This window comes from Gammaproteobacteria bacterium, from assembly GCA_028817255.1.
Classification (GTDB): Bacteria; Pseudomonadota; Gammaproteobacteria; order Porifericomitales; family Porifericomitaceae; genus Porifericomes; species Porifericomes azotivorans.
In genome coordinates this window covers 1-18,965 of the sequence record JAPPQA010000038.1, presented here as the reverse complement: position 1 = coordinate 18,965, position 18,965 = coordinate 1, and the positions used below count along the sequence as shown (strand labels likewise).

The 18,965-nt window shown below is 63.9% G+C and carries 13 protein-coding genes, 4 tRNA genes and 1 pseudogene; 10 read left to right on the top strand and 8 right to left on the bottom strand.

The annotated features are described in order from the left end of the window. On the top strand, positions 1-1,665 hold a 1,665-nt coding region (locus OXU43_02035; GenBank protein ID MDD9823940.1), incomplete at its 5' end, for a hypothetical protein. Between the two features lie 147 nt (positions 1,666-1,812). Next, complete coding sequence (locus OXU43_02030) at positions 1,813-3,798, top strand: hypothetical protein (GenBank protein ID MDD9823939.1); 1,986 nt, start codon at positions 1,813-1,815, stop codon at positions 3,796-3,798. Positions 3,799-4,016: 218 nt separating this feature from the next. On the opposite strand, the gene OXU43_02025 is transcribed toward OXU43_02030, so the two are convergent. From OXU43_02025 to OXU43_02010, 4 genes are all read right to left on the bottom strand, one after another. After that, a tRNA-Lys gene (locus OXU43_02025) sits at positions 4,017-4,090 on the bottom strand. A gap of 6 nt (positions 4,091-4,096) precedes the next feature. After that, positions 4,097-4,171, bottom strand: a tRNA-His gene (locus OXU43_02020). Positions 4,172-4,185: 14 nt separating this feature from the next. Beyond that, positions 4,186-4,262, bottom strand: a tRNA-Arg gene (locus tag OXU43_02015). A gap of 29 nt (positions 4,263-4,291) precedes the next feature. Then, a tRNA-Pro gene (locus tag OXU43_02010) sits at positions 4,292-4,365 on the bottom strand. Positions 4,366-4,831: 466 nt separating this feature from the next. Between OXU43_02010 and OXU43_02005 the strand changes: the two genes are divergently transcribed. The 6 genes and pseudogenes from OXU43_02005 (at position 4,832) to OXU43_01980 (ending at position 11,844) form a co-directional block, all read left to right on the top strand. Further along, positions 4,832-5,584 carry a UDP-2,3-diacylglucosamine diphosphatase gene (locus OXU43_02005; GenBank protein ID MDD9823938.1) on the top strand — a complete coding sequence of 251 codons (753 nt, stop codon included), beginning with the start codon at positions 4,832-4,834 and terminating at the stop codon, positions 5,582-5,584. 331 nt (positions 5,585-5,915) lie between these two features. Next, entirely contained in the window at positions 5,916-7,121 is a 1,206-nt protein-coding gene (gene metK, locus OXU43_02000; GenBank protein MDD9823937.1) for a methionine adenosyltransferase, read from the top strand. Then, positions 7,118-8,455 carry an adenosylhomocysteinase gene (gene ahcY / locus OXU43_01995; GenBank protein MDD9823936.1) on the top strand — a complete coding sequence of 446 codons (1,338 nt, stop codon included), beginning with the start codon at positions 7,118-7,120 and terminating at the stop codon, positions 8,453-8,455. The genes metK and ahcY overlap by 4 nt, the downstream gene beginning before the upstream one ends. Continuing rightward, positions 8,452-9,339, top strand: a pseudogene (gene metF / locus OXU43_01990) (methylenetetrahydrofolate reductase [NAD(P)H]). Before ahcY ends, metF begins: the two are co-directional and overlap by 4 nt. A gap of 444 nt (positions 9,340-9,783) precedes the next feature. Then, complete coding sequence (locus OXU43_01985) at positions 9,784-10,581, top strand: hypothetical protein (GenBank protein ID MDD9823935.1); 798 nt, start codon at positions 9,784-9,786, stop codon at positions 10,579-10,581. 21 nt (positions 10,582-10,602) lie between these two features. Beyond that, positions 10,603-11,844: a DNA methyltransferase gene (locus OXU43_01980; protein MDD9823934.1), complete on the top strand. Its 1,242-nt coding sequence runs from the start codon at positions 10,603-10,605 to the stop codon at positions 11,842-11,844. Between the two features lie 38 nt (positions 11,845-11,882). On the opposite strand, the gene OXU43_01975 is transcribed toward OXU43_01980, so the two are convergent. Together OXU43_01975 and OXU43_01970 are read right to left on the bottom strand one after the other, a co-directional pair. Next, positions 11,883-12,263: an aspartate 1-decarboxylase gene (locus OXU43_01975; protein MDD9823933.1), complete on the bottom strand. Its 381-nt coding sequence runs from the start codon at positions 12,261-12,263 to the stop codon at positions 11,883-11,885. Beyond that, positions 12,260-14,089 (bottom strand): HAMP domain-containing sensor histidine kinase, encoded by a 1,830-nt coding sequence (locus OXU43_01970; protein MDD9823932.1) that lies wholly within the window; start codon positions 14,087-14,089, stop codon positions 12,260-12,262. Before OXU43_01970 ends, OXU43_01975 begins: the two co-directional genes overlap by 4 nt. Positions 14,090-14,471: 382 nt before the next feature. Here OXU43_01970 and OXU43_01965 point away from each other — a divergent pair, with 382 nt between their 5' ends. Further along, complete coding sequence (locus OXU43_01965) at positions 14,472-16,181, top strand: PQQ-binding-like beta-propeller repeat protein (protein ID MDD9823931.1); 1,710 nt, start codon at positions 14,472-14,474, stop codon at positions 16,179-16,181. A 201-nt stretch (positions 16,182-16,382) separates the two neighbouring features. Continuing rightward, positions 16,383-16,991 carry a c-type cytochrome gene (locus tag OXU43_01960; protein MDD9823930.1) on the top strand — a complete coding sequence of 203 codons (609 nt, stop codon included), beginning with the start codon at positions 16,383-16,385 and terminating at the stop codon, positions 16,989-16,991. A 136-nt stretch (positions 16,992-17,127) separates the two neighbouring features. Here the strand turns inward: OXU43_01960 and OXU43_01955 are convergent, their stop codons facing one another. Further along, complete coding sequence (locus OXU43_01955; protein MDD9823929.1) at positions 17,128-17,922, bottom strand: ankyrin repeat domain-containing protein; 795 nt, start codon at positions 17,920-17,922, stop codon at positions 17,128-17,130. 41 nt (positions 17,923-17,963) lie between these two features. After that, on the bottom strand, positions 17,964-18,959 hold the full coding sequence (locus tag OXU43_01950) for a histone deacetylase (GenBank protein ID MDD9823928.1): 996 nt from the start codon (positions 18,957-18,959) through the stop codon (positions 17,964-17,966). Positions 18,960-18,965: the final 6 nt, after the last annotated feature.

The window sequence follows — 18,965 nt, the reverse complement described above, 5'->3', positions numbered from 1 at the left end:
ACGCTGGAATTCCCGGAGGGCATGGAGGGGTTGTCGTGGGCGGTGCTGCTGACGCCGACGATGAGCCAGGTCCATGCGTTCCGAAACGGGGTCTCGCTGGGGCGCGTCGTCGAGGATTTCGAGAGTATCGAGCGCGTGGCTGGCCCGGACCGGCAGACCTACCTGCTGGCGCGGCCGGATACGCCGGGGGTGCCGCTGGAAGTCCTTGCCTTCGCCGCGGGCGCCGCGGCCGGTCTGTCCGGCCATGCGCCCGAGGCGCGGACTTCCCACGGGGAGTCGCTGTCGTTGCCGGACTTGAGCGGCTTCGCGGGGCCGGTATTCCTGGGCAGCATGCTCCCGGAGGCCGTGCCGGGGGCGCGGCTGCCGGAGATGTCGGACCACGGCCTGATGAGCGCGGCGGATGGCGTGGAGACGGGACGCCTGCGGGTCACGGGGCCGCTGTCGGCACGGGGGCGGCTGGTGTTGCTGGCGCGGGAAGTGGTCCTGGACGGCGATCTGGCGGCGGGCGCGTCTTCTGCGAATCTGAGCCAGGCCGCCGGCTCGGATAGCGAGATCGTCATCTTTGCCGTAGGCGGGGAGGGGCTGGCCGGCGACATCGCGCCGGCGTTGGATGGCGGCCAACGCGCGATGTATGCCGGCGGCGCCATGATCGTTGCCGCCGGCGGCTTCCCGAGCTCCGAGTCGGTGGCGCTGGATCTTGGGCCCTCGGGCCAGTTGCGCTTTGCTCAGAGCTTGGACGAGGCGCCGGAGTTTCATGTGCAGAGCCGCTTTTTCGGCAGGGCGTTGAGCGCGGAGGAGCGCCGCGCCGTCGCCGCCCTGGGCCTGTCGGAGACGGTGCGGGAATTCCCCGAACTGGTCAGTCGGCCCGCCTCTCCTGCCCAGTTGTTCTTGCCGAATGACCCGGTTTCCCAACCTTCCGATGCCGGCGCCGCGACGGTCGTGCGGAATTTGGACCGCCTTGGCGAGCAGGCGCCCCGCACGGTTTCGTTTGCCGAGGAGCCGGGCGATGTGCCGGCAGCGGCGCCGACGCAAAATCCCGGCGCTTCCGCCGAAGAAGCGCCCGCCGCGCCGCCGCCGGAGGGATCGTTGTTCGTGGGCCCGGCCATCGCGGTGATCGTGGAGGAGAAGGTCTTGCAGGAACCGGAAAGCCTGCAAGTTCTGGTGCGCCAGGTGGAGCGGACCTTTCTCAGGTTGCGGGAGTTGACGCAGGAGAAAGAAACCGCCGCCGACCCCCAGAGCCTGAACAGCCGTTTCCTGCGCTATCAGCAAGCCATCGGCCAGTACATCGAGTGGCTGAGCACGTTGTTCATAGATACCGGTCTGTTCGAGGAAGGCATCCGCCTGTTTTCCGTAATTGGCAATGGCCTCTCCCTGTATCTCTCGCAGTGCGAGGAGTGGGAGGGTTGCGCGCCGCCGCTGGAGTTGAAGGACCTGGACGGGTTGATCGCCAAGATGGAGCGGGTGCTGTCTTCCGCGCCGCCCGACCAGGCGGCGCGATACGAAAAGGTGCTGAGGGACTACCGCCAGTTGCGCGAGGAGTACTTGGAATACCTGGCCATCGAGGAGGACGATGCGCTGGCGGCAAATGGCGCGGAGGAGGCCGGGGCGCCGCTGCGGGGCAGCGCCCGGGTCGCCTTTGCCCGGCCTGATTCCCGGCGCCGCTGAGTTTCTCATTCGCCGGTTCGCAGAAACATTCGCGGTCGGGTTTGCGGATAGGGAGGTCTGGTTTTGCCGATGGAGGCCCCTTCCATCTTTTTCTTTCCCGCGCGGCCAGGCGCCGCTGCCGTAAAAAGGGGCGCACGCAATTTCATCATGATGCAATATCTCGCAGCAACGGTCGTTGACGCCATAACGGACAAGCACGGCAAAGCCCTCGGCGCGCGAGCGAGCGGCAATTCGCGCTTGTCGCTGGCGGCTGCTTTGCTGTGCGCTTGCGCCGCTGGCGCGGCGGCGCAAGAAGCTTCGCTGCCGCTCGTTCCGCCTGCGGAGCAGGGCGGGCTCCTTTCGATACCGGAGACTTGGGAACCGGCGGCGGCAGGCGGTTTTGCCCCGTTGTCGGAGCCGCCGGCGGCCATTCCCGTGCCAGCGGAATTCCAGCAGCAGGCGGCGGCAGAATTGCCCATCGTTTCTGTCGCGCAAGCGGAATTCCAGGCGCCGGCGGAGGCGGCGGTAGAGATCCCGGCAGTGATAGAGCGTCCGCTAGGCATAGACGAGGGTCCGCTCATCCAGGTGACGCGCTTTCGCCTGCTGGACGCGGCCGATTACCCCGAGTGGGGCGTGCGCACAGCCGAGCTCGAGGCGCTACTGCTGGAGGCGCGGCGCGCGCATGGCGCGGCGGCGGACGGCTTTACCGTCGGCAGGTTGCAGGCATTGACCGACGAGGTCTCCAAGTACTACCACGAGCGGGGGCTGGTGCTGGCCTACGCGATTTTGCCGGTACAGAGGGTGGAGGACGGGGAGATAGATATCCAGGTCTTCGAGGGGCGGTTGGGGCGGGTGCTGGTGGAAGGCAACTCGTTGTACCAAGAGGCGTTGTTGCGCGAGCCATTCGAGGAACTGCTGGGCAAGCCGGTGGTGAATTCCCTGATCGAGTCGGCCCTGCTGCGAGTCACGGACTACCCGGGGCTGGCCGTCATCGGCGTTTTTCAGCCGGGGCAACAGGTGGGAGAGGCCGACCTGGTGCTGAAGGTGCAGGAAGAACAGCGCCTGGAGGCCTCGGTGCGCCTGGACAACCAGGGTACGCGGCGCACCGGTCGCCTGCGCGCGCGGCCCGCCATCGAATGGAACAACCTTACGGCAGCGGCGGATCGTCTGCGGCTGGTGGGTCAAAAGGCCTACGACCCGGAGAACCAGAGTTTTTGGAGCGCCGAGTACAGGCGTCGCCTGGGGCGCGGCTACAGTATCGGCGCCTTCGTAGATAGGAACGGCTTCGACGTGGGCGGCGACCTGGAGGCGCCGCAGGTGGCGGGAGAAACGCATAACGTGGGGGTCTTTCTCGATAAGTCTTTCCTGCGCAGCCGACAGCGCAATTTGTCCGCGGAACTGCGCGTGACGCGCAAGCAGTCGCTGACCACTGTCAATTCTGCCCCGATCAGCGAGGACAAGCTGGCGGTGCTGCAACTGCGCCTGGACTACGACTCGGTGGATATTGCCTGGGGCGGCCTGAATTTTGCCTATCTGACGCTGTCGCGGGGTTTCAACGATGTGCTGGGCGCGATGGGAGACCGCGCCAGCGGCGACCAACGCCGCCGCCTCCTGCGCGAGGGCCCCAGCCGTTGCAGGGACTTGGATTACTGTGCCGAGGGGAAGTTCCACAAGGCCCTGTTCGGCTACACGCGCTTGCAGACGTTGACGCAGCATCAATCCCTGTTGCTGCGCTCGGAGCTGCAATGGTCGTCGGACCTGTTGGTGCCGTTGGAGCAGTTCTCCATGGGCGGGCCGGAGAGCGTGCGCGCCTACGGGGTGGCCGAGTTGCTATGGGACCGGGCGGCCTTTCTCTCGGTCGAGTACCTGGTTGACGCGCCCTTCGTCGCCGAGCGCCGCGCCTTCGGCAGCCGTACCTGGGGCGAGCTGTTGCAGTTGTCGTTGTTTGCGGACTACGCCATTGGCAGGCTGAACGAGCCGCTCCTGGGGGAGGCGTCTTCCTACGAGGGCTACGGCGGCGCGGGCCTGGGTCTGCGCCTGAACCTGCCGGGGCGGTTGGTGTCGCGCCTGATGACGGCTTGGAGTCTGGGGGGGCGCGATGCGGAGAACGGGCGCGACCCGCAGCTGTGGTTCGACATGACGCTGGATTTCTGAGCGGTGCGCCTGCGTTGATGCGCGGCCCATGCGGGTTGCCCGTTCTGCGCTTACTAATTTCCCCATGTATCTCCCCTCCCCAACAGGCAAGAAGGGACATTGCCGCTTTGGGCTTGACATAGTTCTTGCGGGGGCCCAAACCACCGCGCCGGCAGGACCGTTCCTTCTCTCGCCGGATGTGCCGGCGCCGCCCCGGGCGCCGGGACCGCGGAATTCTATGGGCCGTATAGGAATCGAACCTATAACCTTGGGATTAAGAGTCCCCTGCTCTACCTAATTGAGCTAACGGCCCGCTCGATGGGGTGAGCGATGGGAGTCGAACCCACGACCACCGGAGCCACAATCCGGGGCTCTACCGCTGAGCTACGCTCACCGTAAGATGCGGCCTGGCGCGCCCGGCAGGAATCGAACCTGCAACCCTCGGCTTAGAAGGCCGATGCTCTATCCGATTGAGCTACGGGCGCAGGCGGCGCGGCGGCGCAAAGAGGAGAACTCGGGGCAGAGGGATTCGAACCCCCGACCCCCTGCTCCCAAAGCAGGTGCGCTACCAGACTGCGCCATGCCCCGACCGAACCGACGACGCGCCGGGATCATAGGGGTTGCAAGTGGGTAACGTCAATTGTCTGTATGAAGTTGCCACATATGGCTCTCGGGATGGCGGCGGCGGAGGTATTGCCAGGACGAGGCCGCCGCCGGCGCAGTGCCGCGGCAGCGCGGTGTGGATATCGCTTATGCGGAGGCTGTTGCCGCCGCGGGCATTGCCGGGACAGGGCTTAAAATGGGGGTTGCATTGGGGAGGGGCCGTAATCGAGGCTAGAATAAGCCGTATGTACAGGCAAGGGCGACTGGAGACTCTGGCGCCGTCCGCAAGGGGCGGCGCGCGCCCGTCGTGGGGGAGCGCCCTGCCGGGGGCGGGGGCGGGGGCGATACTGCTCGCAGGGCGGGGATGATGGGAGCGTCGGCGAAGGAGGCGAGGGGCCCGTCCCGGCAGTCTCGCGCGGCGTCTCTACAGGCGCCGGAACCGGCGGAGACATTGCTGGTCTCCGATCTGCATTTGAGCGTCGAGCGGCCAGCGAAGCTGGAGCTGTTCCAGGAGTTGTTGCGGGCGGCCGTAGGACGGGCGCGGACCTTGTACGTGCTGGGAGACCTGTTCGAGATGTGGATGGGGGACGACGACCTGACGCCGCCGCATCCGGTGATTCTGGCGGCGCTGGCTACGGCCACGAGCCTGGGAATGCAGGTCTTCTTCATGCGAGGCAACCGGGATTTCCTGGTCGGGGAGCGCTTCGCCGCGGTGACCGGCTGCACGTTGCTGCCGGACCTGTCGGTGGTGGACCTGGAAGGCCGCCGTGCGCTGCTCTGCCACGGCGACTCTCTGTGCAGCAGCGACCGCAAGTACCAGGTATATCGCCGTTGTGTGGACAATCCCCTGTTCCGCGGCCTGTTCCAGGTGTTGCCATTGCGCGCCCGTCTGCGCTGCGCCCGCGGCGCCCGTCGCAAGATGGCAAACAGCGAACGGCCGCGGGTTGACGTAGATCAGGTGGCAGTGGACCGGGCGATGAAGGCGCACGGGGCGCGGCTGTTGGTCCACGGCCATACGCACCGGCAGGGGCGGCACGATTTTTCCCTGGAGGGAGAATCGGCAACCCGTTATGTTTTGGGGGATTGGTACCGCAAGGACTGCGTCATGGTCTGTAGGGAGGGAGATATGCGCATGTTGCGGGTGCGGGAGTACCTGGACGCGGCGGCTGCGGACGCGACAGCCGGCGCCTGCGTGCCGGCATGAACGCGGCGGTAGTCTTTTTATCTCGAATTTAGCTCCAATTGCGCCCCGTTAGGGACTGTTTTGCCGTTGAAATCGCATTCTGCGTTCCGGGTCGCTATCGTTGGAAAAGACTCCGGCTGGGAAGGGAGCGGGGTTTTTGATAGGCTATGCGGTTTTGAAGGGTTGCTGCGCCGCCGAGCCTCCGCAATGCGCCGTTGCATACATCGTGGGCGGCTCGTGGGCGGCGGTCAGAAATCCCGGCCCGCTTAAGGAATGAAATAGAACGTCATGCAAGAAGTCTCTTTGTTGCCGCGCGCCTGTCCGAAGGTGGCGGCCAATAGTTCAATTTTCGATGTCCGGCGAGTATCTCTTTACCTCTGAGTCCGTATCCGAGGGGCATCCCGATAAACTGGCCGATCAGATCTCGGACGGCCTGCTTGATGCGTACCTGGAGCGCGACCCGCGGGCGCGGGTCGCCTGCGAGACCCTGCTCAAATCCGGGCTGGCGCTGGTGGCCGGTGAAGTCTCCGGGCCTTCCCTGAAGATGGAGGAGTTGCAGGCGCGGGTGCGGGAGACCATTTGCGGCGCCGGTTACGACGACCCGGAGCTGGGTTTCGACGGCAGGGGTTGTGCAGTGCAGTTCATGCTGGAGCAGCAGTCGGCGGATATCGCGTTGGGCGTGGACGAGGCGGGCGGCAGGGAGCAGGGCGCAGGCGACCAGGGCATGATGTTCGGCTATGCATGTCGGGAAACGGACACTTTGATGCCGGCGCCCCTGGAGTACGCGCACCTCCTGGTGCGGCGCCAGGCGGAATTGCGGCGTAGCGGTCGTCTGCCGTGGTTGCGCCCGGACGCGAAGAGCCAGGTGTCTTTCCGCTACCGGGAGCACCGGCCGGTCGCTGTGGACTCGGTGGTCCTGTCCACGCAACATGACCCGGAGATGTCCCAGGGCGACCTGGAAGAGGCGGTGATGGAGGAGATCGTTAAGCCGGTGCTGGCGCCGTCCGGTTGGCTGGATCGGGCGACGCGCTACTATATTAACCCCACCGGGCGCTTCGTGGTGGGCGGGCCGGCGGCGGATTGCGGACTGACGGGCAGGAAGATCATCGTGGATACTTACGGCGGCATGGCGCGCCATGGCGGCGGCGCCTTCTCCGGCAAGGACCCTTCCAAGGTGGATCGTTCGGCGGCTTACGCGGCGCGCTATATCGCCAAGAACATCGTGGCCGCCGAGCTGGCGGATCGCTGCGAGGTGCAACTGGCCTACGCCATCGGCGTCGCCGAACCTACCTCCGTGAGCGTACAGGCATTCGGCACCGGCCAGTTGCCGGAGGAATCGTTGGCCGCTGCGGTGCGGGAGCATTTCGACCTGCGCCCCCGCGGCATCATTGAGATGCTGGACCTGGCCCGACCCATCTATAGCCGTACTGCCGCCTATGGCCACTTTGGTCGCAAGGATGCGGACTTTCCCTGGGAGCGCACCGACCGCGCCGAGGCCCTGCGCGGACTGCGGGGGTCCCGTCCAAAGGCCGCCAGCGCCGTCGGGAGGAACGCATGACCAAAGCCAAGACCAGCGCCGCCGAGGCGCCCAGAATATCCGAGGCAGCCCCCGATTTCCGTGTAGCCGACCTGTCGCTGGCCGATTGGGGGCGCAAGGAGATCGCCCTGGCGGAGAAAGAAATGCCCGGCCTGATGGCTGTGCGCGAGGAGTACCGGGAGGTCCGGCCGCTGGCGGGCGCGCGCATCGCCGGCTGTTTGCACATGACCGTGCAGACGGCGGTGCTCATTGAGACGCTGCTGGAGTTGGGCGCGGAGCTGCGCTGGTCTTCCTGCAACGTGTTTTCCACCCAGGACCACGCTGCCGCCGCCATGGCCGCCGCCGGCGTCCCGGTATTCGCTTGGAAGGGAGAAAGCGAGGAGGAGTTCTGGTGGTGCATCGAGCGGTCAATCAAGGGCCCCGGCGATTGGCGGCCGAATCTGTTGCTGGACGACGGCGGTGACCTGACGGAGCACATGCATGAACAGTATCCGGAGCTCCTGCGCGATATGCGCGGCGTTTCCGAGGAGACCACTACCGGTGTGCGGCGGCTGGAGGAGCGAGCTCGGGCGGGGCGCCTCCTGTTGCCGGCGATCAACGTCAACGACTCGGTGACCAAGTCCAAATTCGACAACCTCTACGGTTGCCGCGAATCTCTGATTGACGGAATCAAGCGCGCCACCGACGTCATGATCGCCGGCAAGGTCGCCGTGGTCTGCGGCTATGGAGACGTAGGCAAGGGCTGCGCCGAGGCGCTGGCCGGCATGGGGGCCACGGTCTGGGTCACGGAGATTGACCCGATCTGCGCCCTGCAGGCCGCGATGGAAGGCTTCCGGGTGCTCGCCATGGAACATGCGGCGCCCCGGGGCGACATCTTCGTCACCGCGACCGGCAACGTGGACGTGATCTCCCACGAGCATATGCAGGCGATGAAAGACGACGCGATCATTTGCAACATCGGTCACTTCGACAACGAGATCGACATCGCTTCATTGCGGCGCTACCGCTGGGAGAATATCAAGCCGCAGGTGGACCATGTGGTGTTCCCCGACGGGAAGCGGCTGATCGTGCTGGCCGAGGGCAGGCTGGTGAACCTGGGTTGTGCTACTGGCCACCCCAGTTTCGTCATGTCGGCCTCGTTCACCAATCAGGTGCTGGCTCAAATCGAGCTGTGGCGCAACCCCGGGAGTTTCGACAAGCGGGTTTATACTCTGCCGAAGCATCTGGACGAGAAGGTGGCGCGCCTGCACCTGGGCAAGTTGGGCGCCGACCTGGAGCGGCTGACACAGAGGCAGGCGGATTACCTGGGCGTGCCGGTCGGCGGCCCCTACAAACCCGATTTTTACCGCTATTGAGGCCGCCGGTGGGGACGGACGCCGGGGCCGTACCAGCCGGGCAGCGCAGCGCAGGCCCCCAGCCGTGCTGTAGCGTGGAGTTCTTCCCGCCGCGCGACGCCAAGCAGCGGCAGGTGTTGCACGAGGCCGCGCGGGAGTTGGCGGCGCTGGCGCCAGATTTCTTTTCGGTGACCTTCGGCGCTGGCGGCAGCACCCGCGAATACACCCTGGAGACGGTTGTCGAACTGCAACGCCGCACGGGAATGACCGGCGTCCCCCATATTTCCTGCGCTGGCTCCAGTCTGGAACAACTGCGCGCGGTTTTGAGCGCCTACCGCGCGGCCGGAGTGTGCCATCTGGTCGCCTTGCGCGGCGATGTCCCCTCCGGCCTGGCAGGTAGCGGCGAATTGCATTACGCCAGCGAATTGGTCGCATGGATCCGCAAGGAGACGGGAAGTCATTTCCATATCGAGGTCGCGGCGCACCCGGAATTTCACCCCCAGGCCGAGAGCGCCGCCGCCGACCTGGAACACTTTCGGCGCAAGGTGGAGGCTGGCGCCAATAGTGCCATCACCCAGTATTTCTACAACCCTGACGCCTATTTCCGTTTCCTGGAAGGTTGTGCCCGGTTGGGGATCGACATCCCTATTTTCCCCGGCGTTATGCCGATTTCCAGTTATTCGCGGCTGCTGCGGTTTTCCCGCATCTGCTGCGCCGAGGTGCCGCGCTGGTTGCTGTACCGCCTGCGGGACCTGGAGGGCGACCGGGAAGGCATTTGCGCTTTCGGCCAGGAGGTGGTGGCCTCTTTGTGCGAGCGGTTGTTGCAGGGCGGGGCGCCCGGCCTGCACTTTTACACTCTGAACCGCGCTGCGGCTACGGTGGCGCTGTGGCGGCAGCTGGGCCTTCCGGGTGCGGCGCCGGGGCAGGAGGCGCCGGCGGAGACGGGGCAGGCGGGGCGGGATTCCGCATCGTGCGGCTGAATGCGCCGCCGCCGGCGGGGGCGATTATGACTGACGGTCGTATAAACGAAGACCTGGGAGCGCAGGAATAGCGGTGAAGTATGCGGCGACGGCGTACTGTGGTTACTGCCAGGTGTGTGGCGCACCATTACTGGACAGGCGACAGGCTATGGCAATGCGAAGGATGCGGAGGAAGCATCTATCCGCATGGGGAGTGCTGTTTTCCGCAATACGCGAAGCGGGAACCGGATGTAAGTAGATTCGCCTTGTTCTGCCGGCGATTCTTGGCGTGCCTGGAGCGCCTGGTTGTCCGGGTAGTGGCCTGGCGCTAATGACCTGCTGTAACGATCTGCTGATGAACCCGGTAACCGCAATCAATGGGTAGTTGCAATGGGCCGTGATGAGCGATATCTGCAATTGCTTCTCGATCCTGTACGCAAGTGCTCAGAATACAAGCCAAAAATGGGAACGAAGAGTGGAATCACCCTCGCAGATTTCGAGGCCATGCACACAGCCGACCCCTTTTATTCCTGGTTCGGCTTGGACAGTCCTCTCATTTATGCGGCCCACAAAGCCGCTGGAGGAATGACGAGCATCTACCGCCAGATTGGGATCGGCAGCGAGCGGCTTTTCCGAGAGATTCTGCAAGACGAACTTGGGCTGTCGGAAAAGCAGGCCAAGTGGTCTTACCGGATACCGCCCCAGGGCAGTATCGGCGCCCGTACCCTTGCGCTGGACGGCCGGATCGATCTCGAAGACTTGAAAAACATCAAGGACCAGGCACGTATCAGGAACTGGATTGAGCGTGCCGCTGCCCGGCTCAATGTTGACGAGAAAGCGATTAAGACCCTAAAGGGCGTGGTCTTTGAGATTCGGCAAGGCTACAAAAGCAAGGACTCAAAGCGCCAGAACGCCGATATAGCCAATGCGGCTACCGCCTATACGAAGCGGTATCTGCCTGCAATCATGCTCCTGTCCACCCAATTCGATGAAGACATAGCGCAACGCTACCAGGATAATCGTTGGACGATATTGATCGGAAACACCACCGGCGACGACTTGAACTCGACCTTTACCTTCATGAAGGACATCATCGGCTATAATCTCGCCGATTTTCTTCGGCGTAATACAAGACGACTCAAAAGCACCGTTGACGAGGTCCTCAAGGCTTTGCTGGCTCTGAACTAACCAAGAAGTCCAGGTATGCAGATGGCTATTCCAAGAGCGCGGCAGCGAGCAGACCTGACTTTCAAGCATAACCGCGAGCATGGTCGGCACGGGTGGCTTCGGCTTACCCCTGCCTATTCCGTCAAGATCGTAAATCAGGTTCTCAACGATCTCACAGGCGAAGGATTGGCCGTTCTCGACCCCTTTTCCGGCACGGGCACGACATCTCTTTGTGCCGCTTACAAGGGTCATGCAGGCACTGCGATAGATATCAACCCGTTTTTGATTTGGTTCGCAAAGACCAAGGGCCGGCGCTACTCCGAGTCCGAGATTGAAGAACTGTTGCAGGCGGGGGAACGGATTCTCGCCGCCGCCCGGAAGGGGCTTAGGCCCGCTTCTCCGCCGGCAATCGCGAACATAGACAAGTGGTGGGACCGTGCGGAGCTTGCTTTCCTCCGGCAGTTGAAGGCGGCTTTGTATGCCGACGAAACGACCGGTGCGCCAGTCGGAGACCTGCTTCGCGTTGCGTTTTCCAGAACGGTGATCGCTCTCTCCAACGCCGGTTTCAACCGGGTTTCCATGACGCTCAAAGAGAAGAACGAGAGCAATATTCTACCGCTGATCCCGGCTGCCACGAGGCATGCGGAGCAGTTCAAAAGGGACCTGGACACCGTCGCCACCGATGCCCGGGACAATCCGGCGGGAAACGTGGAGATTATCAGGGACGACAGCCGAGATCTCACGCTCCTGAGCAACGGGAATGCCCGGATATTCGACGTGCTGATTACATCGCCGCCCTATCCCAACCGCATTTCGTACATCAGGGAACTCCGGCCCTATATGTACTGGCTTGATTACATCGTTGCAGCTCGTGAGGCAGGCGAACTGGACTGGGATACGATCGGCGGCACTTGGGGAATCGCAACTTCGCGGCTTGCGGACTGGAAACCTCAGGGGGCCTTCGTCCCCGGTTACCTTGCGCCGATTCTCGACAGGATACGCGGTTCGCATCCCAAGAACGGCATGTTGATGAGCCAGTATATTCTCAAGTATTTCGAGGATATGAGCCGGCACTTTATGGCGGCTCGCAGGGTGGTTAGGCCGGGGGGTGCCGTCCACTACATCATTGGGAACTCAGTGTTCTACGGGCATCCGATCCCATCAGAACGGCTCTACGAGGATCTGCTCAGAAATGCCGGTTTCGCCAATGTCGGTTCTGAGATCGTCAGAAAGCGGAACTCTAAAAAATTGCTCTACGAGTTCCATGTCAGAGCAACGGCGTAGCGCGAGGGGAGATGCGCTGCGCCTGCCCGCTCGTTTGCTCAGGCGCTTTTGGGTAGCGGGACGCCTCCCTTTCGCAGGTTGACTTGGTTGCGGTCGTCCAGGCAGATCACTATCGGTTGGTAGCCAGCGGCCTTCGCCTCTTCGATTTGACGGTAGGCGCAGATAATGACCCGTTGACCTGGCGCTGCCCGGTGCGCCGCCGCGCCGTTGACCGATACGACCCCCGACTCTCTTTGAGCGCGGATGGCGTAGGTACTGAAGCGGTCGCCGTTTTCCAGGTTGTAGATGTGGATCTGCTCGTACTCGCGGATCCCGGACATCTGCAGCAGGGACTCGTCTATGGCGCAGGAACCCTCGTAATCGCGCTCGGCATGGGTGACAACGGCGCGGTGCAGTTTGGCTTTTAGAACGGTAATCATTGCTTTTCCCCGGCCCCGGCGGGAGCGCTTACAGGGGTGGCAGTATCTCCGATCCGTTCCGTTGGTTCAATGCTCGCCGCCGATGCCGCCGATGCCGCCGGGTCGAGCTTCGGCAGTAGCGGTCCCTGCAGTTCCAGGCACACCCGCCTCTGGCGATTGTCCCGCAACTGCAGCGAATAGCCCAGACGTTTCGCCATACGGGCGCATTGATACAAGCCGATCCCCAACCCGTAGCGAGATTCGGCAGGCTCGGCGAATAGACGCCGGGTCAGCGACGGCGGCAGGGGCGGGCCGTCGTCGCATACGGTCAAGCGAGCCTGGCCATCGCTAACCTGTAACCGCACCCGTACGCGCAGTCCTTTGTGCGATAGCCGTTTCTGGCGGGCGTTCTCCAGCAGATTGTCGGCCACGGTATCGAACAATTCGGCAGGCACCGCGCCGTCGGGCCAGGCTTCCTGTCCTTGGAAAACTACGGGCTCGGCAGCGTATCGGTCCTGCAGGGCCGGCCACCAGTGCCCCAACGCTACCGGGGTCGTCTCCGTTTCCTCGCCCGGTGCGCTCAGTTTCTCCAGAGACAGGCGTAGTCGGGTCGTCAGGCTGGCCAACTGGCGGTCCAGCGCTACCCGTAACTCCGGGTCGTCGCGTTTGCGGGGCTCCCGATACAGGCTCAGGATCGTCTGCAGCGACTGCACCATGTTTTTGATCTCGTGGGTCAGGCGCGCGCCGGTTTCGTGGACTGCCTGCAGATGTGCCTGCTGCGCCAGTTCCCGCTCCCTCTTTTTGACGGAGTAAAAGTGCCGCACAAGCTGGACGAACAGCCGGCAGTGCAGCGCCAGCGGGCCGGACACCGGCGCCTGGGCATATACGGAAACCACCAGCTCCCCTGTCAGCACCCGCAGTTCGTGGGGCGTTGTCGCACCGCGTCGTCCTCGGTGCCGCCCGGCCCGCCAGTCGGCACCGGCGATCCCCGGCAATTCCGCGAGCCGATCCAGCGCGCGGTCCAGAAAATCCTCGGGCTGGCAGGGGGTCTGCACCAGTTGCGACAATTGGGCCAGCCATTGCTCCAGCGGCGGCCCCAAGCGCAATAACGAATAGGCCCACAGCCGCGTCAGTCGTCCCCCTTGCGGTGTCGGCGGCAATAGCCGGGACAGGACGATAAGCAAGGTGCTGAGGCCGAGCAACATCCAGAACACGGCTAGCAGGTAGGGGATGCCGGCATAGCGGACGAGCAGCAGGCCGCCGCCGCCGCTCAGACCGGTCAGCAACGCCAGCAGCAAACCTTGGGGAGGGTTCAGTAAGACCTGCCGTTGGTCGGGCTGGCCGCGGAACGGCGGCGCCGCGATGATCGCAAATAACGGTAGCAACAGGATGTAGCGCCCCGCTTCGATGCCCGCCACCGGGATGCCCGCCAGGCGCGGCAGGCAGCCGATAAGCAGATCGGGGATCAGGGTCAGCAGGATCAGAATGTACGCCAGACGTTCCCGCCGCTCCCGGGGCGCGCCACCGCCGACGCACGCGATGGCCAGCAGCAACCAGGCGGGTAGCAGCCACCAGCCCAGCATTCCGATCAGCAGGCAGATGGACAGGATGATCAGCAGCCCCTTGCCGCGTCCGTACCCGGCCTCCGGCCAGAAGGGTTGCCAGAGCAGGAACAGGCCCAGGTGAATCAGCAGCAGGGGCGAGGGCCAGTAGGAGGCTGGCGGGCTCCAGACGGCCAGATGCAGGGCCAGCAGGCAGGCGACAGGCATGGTGCGGCTGTGGCGAATGAAGGCGAATGGGCGGCCGGAGCCTCCATCGCGCGCCGCGGCGGTTCCCTTGGTATTCATCCGTGGCCGGGTTTTCCGGCGGTACCTCGCCGGGGCGGGCTGGTTTTTGCGCCCGCTTCCTCGCAGACGCGATGCAGGGAAATGTTGAAGAATAAGAGGGATAGCATTTTTTATTAAACTGTTCTCCAGGCCCGTCCTCCAGACACTTGCCGACAGGCAGGCTCCCGCTCCCCGGGAGCCGTGCAGGGTGCTGTTGTCCGAAAGAGAAACCCGATTATAATTATGGGCCTTTCCTCCGGCGCATAACAGTGCGGCAGAGTAGTGCCGCCGTAACGTTGCGGTTGTAACGGCGGCAACTGAATTGGCGGCTGCGACGGTTGGCCCGGGGGAGATTTCGGAAATATCGGGAATACCGTTTCTGCAACGAAGGAGGAGCAGACTTATGATTGATGCAAAGAAATCCCTGCTGTCGCTTGCAGGTGCGACGTTGTTCGTTTTCGCCGGCACGGTTTTCGCCGGCGAGGAAGTTGAAGACGGCGCTACCTTGTATGGCGACATGCAGGTCGTGACGCAGGATATGCTGGATCATGCCTACGGTGACGCCAACAATTTCCTGCATACCAACGGCAACTACGACCAGACCCGCTACCATCCGTCTGCCCAGATCAATCTGGAGACCGTGGGGAAGCTGAAGCTGGCCTGGACCTTCAAGACCAAGGTCAAGGAGTCCATGGAGGTGTCGCCGATCGTTGTCAACGGCATCATGTACGTCACTACGTCGTTCAACCATGTCTATGCGCTGAATGCCAAAACCGGCAAGAAGATATGGCACTTTGAGCACGAGATGGGGCCGATTACCACCTACTGCTGCGGCCCCAATAACCGCGGCGTGGCGGCTTACGGCGACAAGGTGTACATGGGGACGCTGGACGCCAAATTGGTGGCGCTGGACGCCAAGACCGGCAAGTTGGTCTGGGAGACGCAGATCGCCGACCCGGAGCTGGGGTACAGCGAGACGATGGCCCCTACCGCCGTGGACGGCAAGATCCTGATCGGCACCAACGGCGGCGAGTACGGCATCCGCGGTTTTGTCAAGGCCTACGACTCGGAGACCGGCAAGTTGCTGTGGACCTTCCACACGATTCCGGAGAACTCCGTCGGCGTCTGGGCGACCCACGACGCCACGGGCCGGGATATGCTGCGCGACATCGAGGCGGAAAAAGCGGCCCTGAAGAGGCTGGGCGATCCGTACAAGACGCTGGGCGGCGGCGTCTGGCAGAACATGGCGATTGACCGCGAAACCAATACGGTCTATTTCGTTGTGGGCAACCCGTCCCCCGATCTGTACGGCGCGATCCGCCCTGGAGACAACCTCTACACCGATTCCCTGGTGGCAGTGGATCTGGAAAGCGGCCAGTACAAATGCCACTTCCAGTACATCGCGCATGATGTCTGGGACCTGGACGCCGTGAGTCCCCCGATCCTGACGCCGGTAAAGGACGAGAACGGCAATACGGTCAAGGGTGTGCTGCACGGCGGCAAGACCGGCTACGTGTATGTGCACCGCGCCAGGGATTGCAGCCTGATTCGGCATTCGGCGCCGATGGTTTCGCAGGAGAGCCGCTGGGTGTTGCCGACCAAGCAGGGCGCGCGCATGCTGCCGGGCGCCAACGGCGGCGTGGAGTGGTCGCCGATGGCGCTGGACCCCCATCTGCAGCTGACTTACGCCATCAATCTGCACCAGCCCATGACCTACCACGTGGAAGAGACCCCGTACCCGGGCGGCAAGCTGTGGCTGGGCGGCGCCTTCAAGGTCATCCCCACGGAAGAGCAGTGGGGTAATGTGACCGCGGTGGACTACAACACCGGCAAAATCGCCTGGAAGGTCAAGACCCAGCAGCCGATGATCGGCGGCATTCTGGCGACCGGCGGCGGTCTGGTGTTCACCGGCGAGGGCAACGGCATGTTCCGGGCGTACAACTCGAAGAACGGGGAGTTGATGTGGCAGCACAAGGCAAAGGCTGGAGTCAACGCCCCGCCTTCTTCGTACAACGTCAATGGCAGGCAGTACATCGTAGTGGCGGCGGGCGGCAATGTGCAGCTTGATTTCCCCCGCGGCAACGAGATCCTCGCGTTTACCCTCGCCAACTGAGGCGGCGGGAGTTTTTGCGGACGGCCATCGCACCTCTGGTGCGATGGCCGTTTTTTTAGTGGCGATAAAGCCTTTATAATGGCTTGGCAATGCCTCCGTAAGGCGGCGGCGCAGGAAAAATATCCTGATGGAATGGAAGGAGAGGCATCCCGGTTGTGCGGAACTGCCAGAGGCGGGGCGACCGCGCCCGCCGGAGGCGGCATGAGCGGCGACTGTCTTCGACGCCTCGCGCGGCTCGCCGGCGCCTTATGCCTGTCGGTTGCCGTGACAGGGGCTTCCCGAGCCGAGGAGGAGGACAAGTACGCCCCGATTCGCGCTCAGTTGCAGGTTTGTGAGACCTGTCACGGGCCGCAGGGACAGTCGGAACAGGCGCAGTACCCGATCCTGGCCGGGCAGCACTTCTATTATTTGTACGTGCAGCTCAAGGATTACAAGTCAGGGTTGCGCGAGAATCCCATTATGCAACCTATTGTGACTCCCCTGGAGAAGAAACAGATGCAATTGCTGGCCCAGTACTTTTCCGAGCAGGAATGGCCCGACGTGGATACGAAGACGTCTGAGCAAGACCAACAGACGGGCCGGAGGGTCATCGGTTCCGGCCAATGCGTCGCATGTCATCTGGGCGGCTTCGAGGGCAACAGCCGGGTGCCCCGCCTGAGCGGGCAGCACACAGAGTACCTGGCACAGACCATGAAAGACTTCAAGCACCGGTTGCGCCGGAATTCTCCTGCCAAGGGCGCCCTGTTTCAGACTTACAGCGTGGAGGAGATCGAAGCGACCGCCAAGTATCTGCGCGGCTACGCGGAATGACGGCGCCCGTTGATCCTGACCGTTGCCCTCGCATTATGTCGGCGGTGGGGCCATGCCGGCCGGCATGGCGCCGGCCATCATGCAGGATTCCCGCTCCCCGAACCTGTACAGAGCGCTGAGCGCAATCCCAGGCGGTTTAATTCCCGGCGGCGGGGGCGGTCAGGATTGCGGCCAGCGCCTCGTGGCCGCCGGCCTGCGCCAGGGCCAGGGCCGTGTTCCCCTCTTTGTCTTTGATAGCCGGGTCGGCGCCGCCTGCCAGCAGGTGCCGCGCGGATTCGGCATGGCCGTTCTCCGCCGCGATCATCAGGGCGGTGCGCCCGCGGTTATCGGTCAGATCGGGAGAGGCGCCTGCCTGTAACAGGGCGGCGACGGTCTCCGCGCGGCCGTAACCGGCGGCCCACATCAGGGCGCTCAGGCTGTTGGCGAAGACCTCGTCTATGTCCGCGCCTCGCTGCAGCAATAACTCCGCCAATTTCGTGTCGCCGTTGGCCACCGCATAGATCAGGGCGCTTTTCCCGGAATTATCGTGGGCATCAATGCGGGCGCCGTGCTCCACCAACAATTGGGCGACAGCGGTGTGCCCGCGGTAGGCGGCCTCGATTAGCGGCGAGATATCCCGCAGGTTGGCGCGGTTGGGGTCGGCGCCGGCAGCAAGCAGCACCCGTGCCGCCTGCAGGCGCCCGTTGCGGGCAGCCTGCAATAACGGCGTGTTCCCGAAGCGGTTGCGCATATTCACCGCCGCGCCTGCCGCCAGGAGCCGGGTCACGGCCTCCGTTCGGCCCTCTTGCGCGGCCTCCAGCAGTTGGAAGTTCAATTCCCTGTCGGCGGCCGCGGTCAGGGCCGGCGCAAGCAGGGCGCAGGCCAGCGGAAGCAGGAGAATTACGGCACGGGTATGCCGTATCCGGGGGCAGGTATGCGTATCGTGGTGCATCAAGGGTTCGCGCGAGAATCCGAAGCTTGCTCTGCCGGGCCTCAGCCTTCCTCCATCAGGGTCCGCACATGCGCCTCTACCGCGCTGGCCAGACCGAGAAGATTATAGCCGCCTTCCAGCACCGAGACGAGCCGGCCCTGGCAGTGCTCCCGCGCCAGGGCCATGACGATCTTTGTGAGCCGGATGAAGCCCGCGTCGCTGATCTCGAAGCACCCCAGGGGGTCGTCCTTGCGGCTGTCGAATCCTGCCGAGACGAAAACGATGTCCGGGGCAAAGGCGTGCGCCGCCGGCAACAGTTGCCGCTCGAAGGCCGCGGCGATATCGCCGTCGCCGGCGCCGCAGTCCAGGTGCACATTGATGTTGTAGCCTTCGCCGGGGCCGGCGCCGCTGCGCCGCGGGTCGCCGGTGCCCGGGTAGGCGTGGAAGTCGTGCGTAGAGAAGAACAATACCTCGGAGTCGGAATAAAAGGTTTCTTCCGTGCCGTTGCCGTGATGGTAATCCCAGTCCACGATCAGGACTTTCTTTAAATCGTATTCCCGTTGCGCATGCCGCGCGCCTATGGCCACGGAATTGTAGAAGCAGAAACCTTCTACCCGGCCCGTATTCAAGGCGTGGTGTCCCGGGGGACGCGTGGCGCAGAAGGCATTGCCGACTCGGCCTTCGCATACCGCCCGGGTGGCCGACAGCACGCAGCCGACCGCCTGCGCCGCGGCTTGGTGGGAGGCCGGATAGCCATCCCGAATGGAGCGTACATGTTCCCGCGTGTGCACTTCGTAGAGCTGTGCTCCGATATGCGTTGCGGGTTCCAGCCGTGTCAGTCGCTGCGACAGTCCGGAGGAAGACAGGCGCCGTTCCACCGCCGCCAAGCGTCGTGGCGACTCCGGGTGCGCCGCCCCCAGGCTATGCCCCAAGTGGGCTTCCGGGTAGGCGTAGCCAGTGGTTCGCGCCGCCTCCCGCCCACTCGTCGGCAGGGCGTGCAGGCAGGCACTGCCCAGCAACGCGCTTGACAGCGATTGCAGGAAGCGTCTGCGCCTCATGATGTC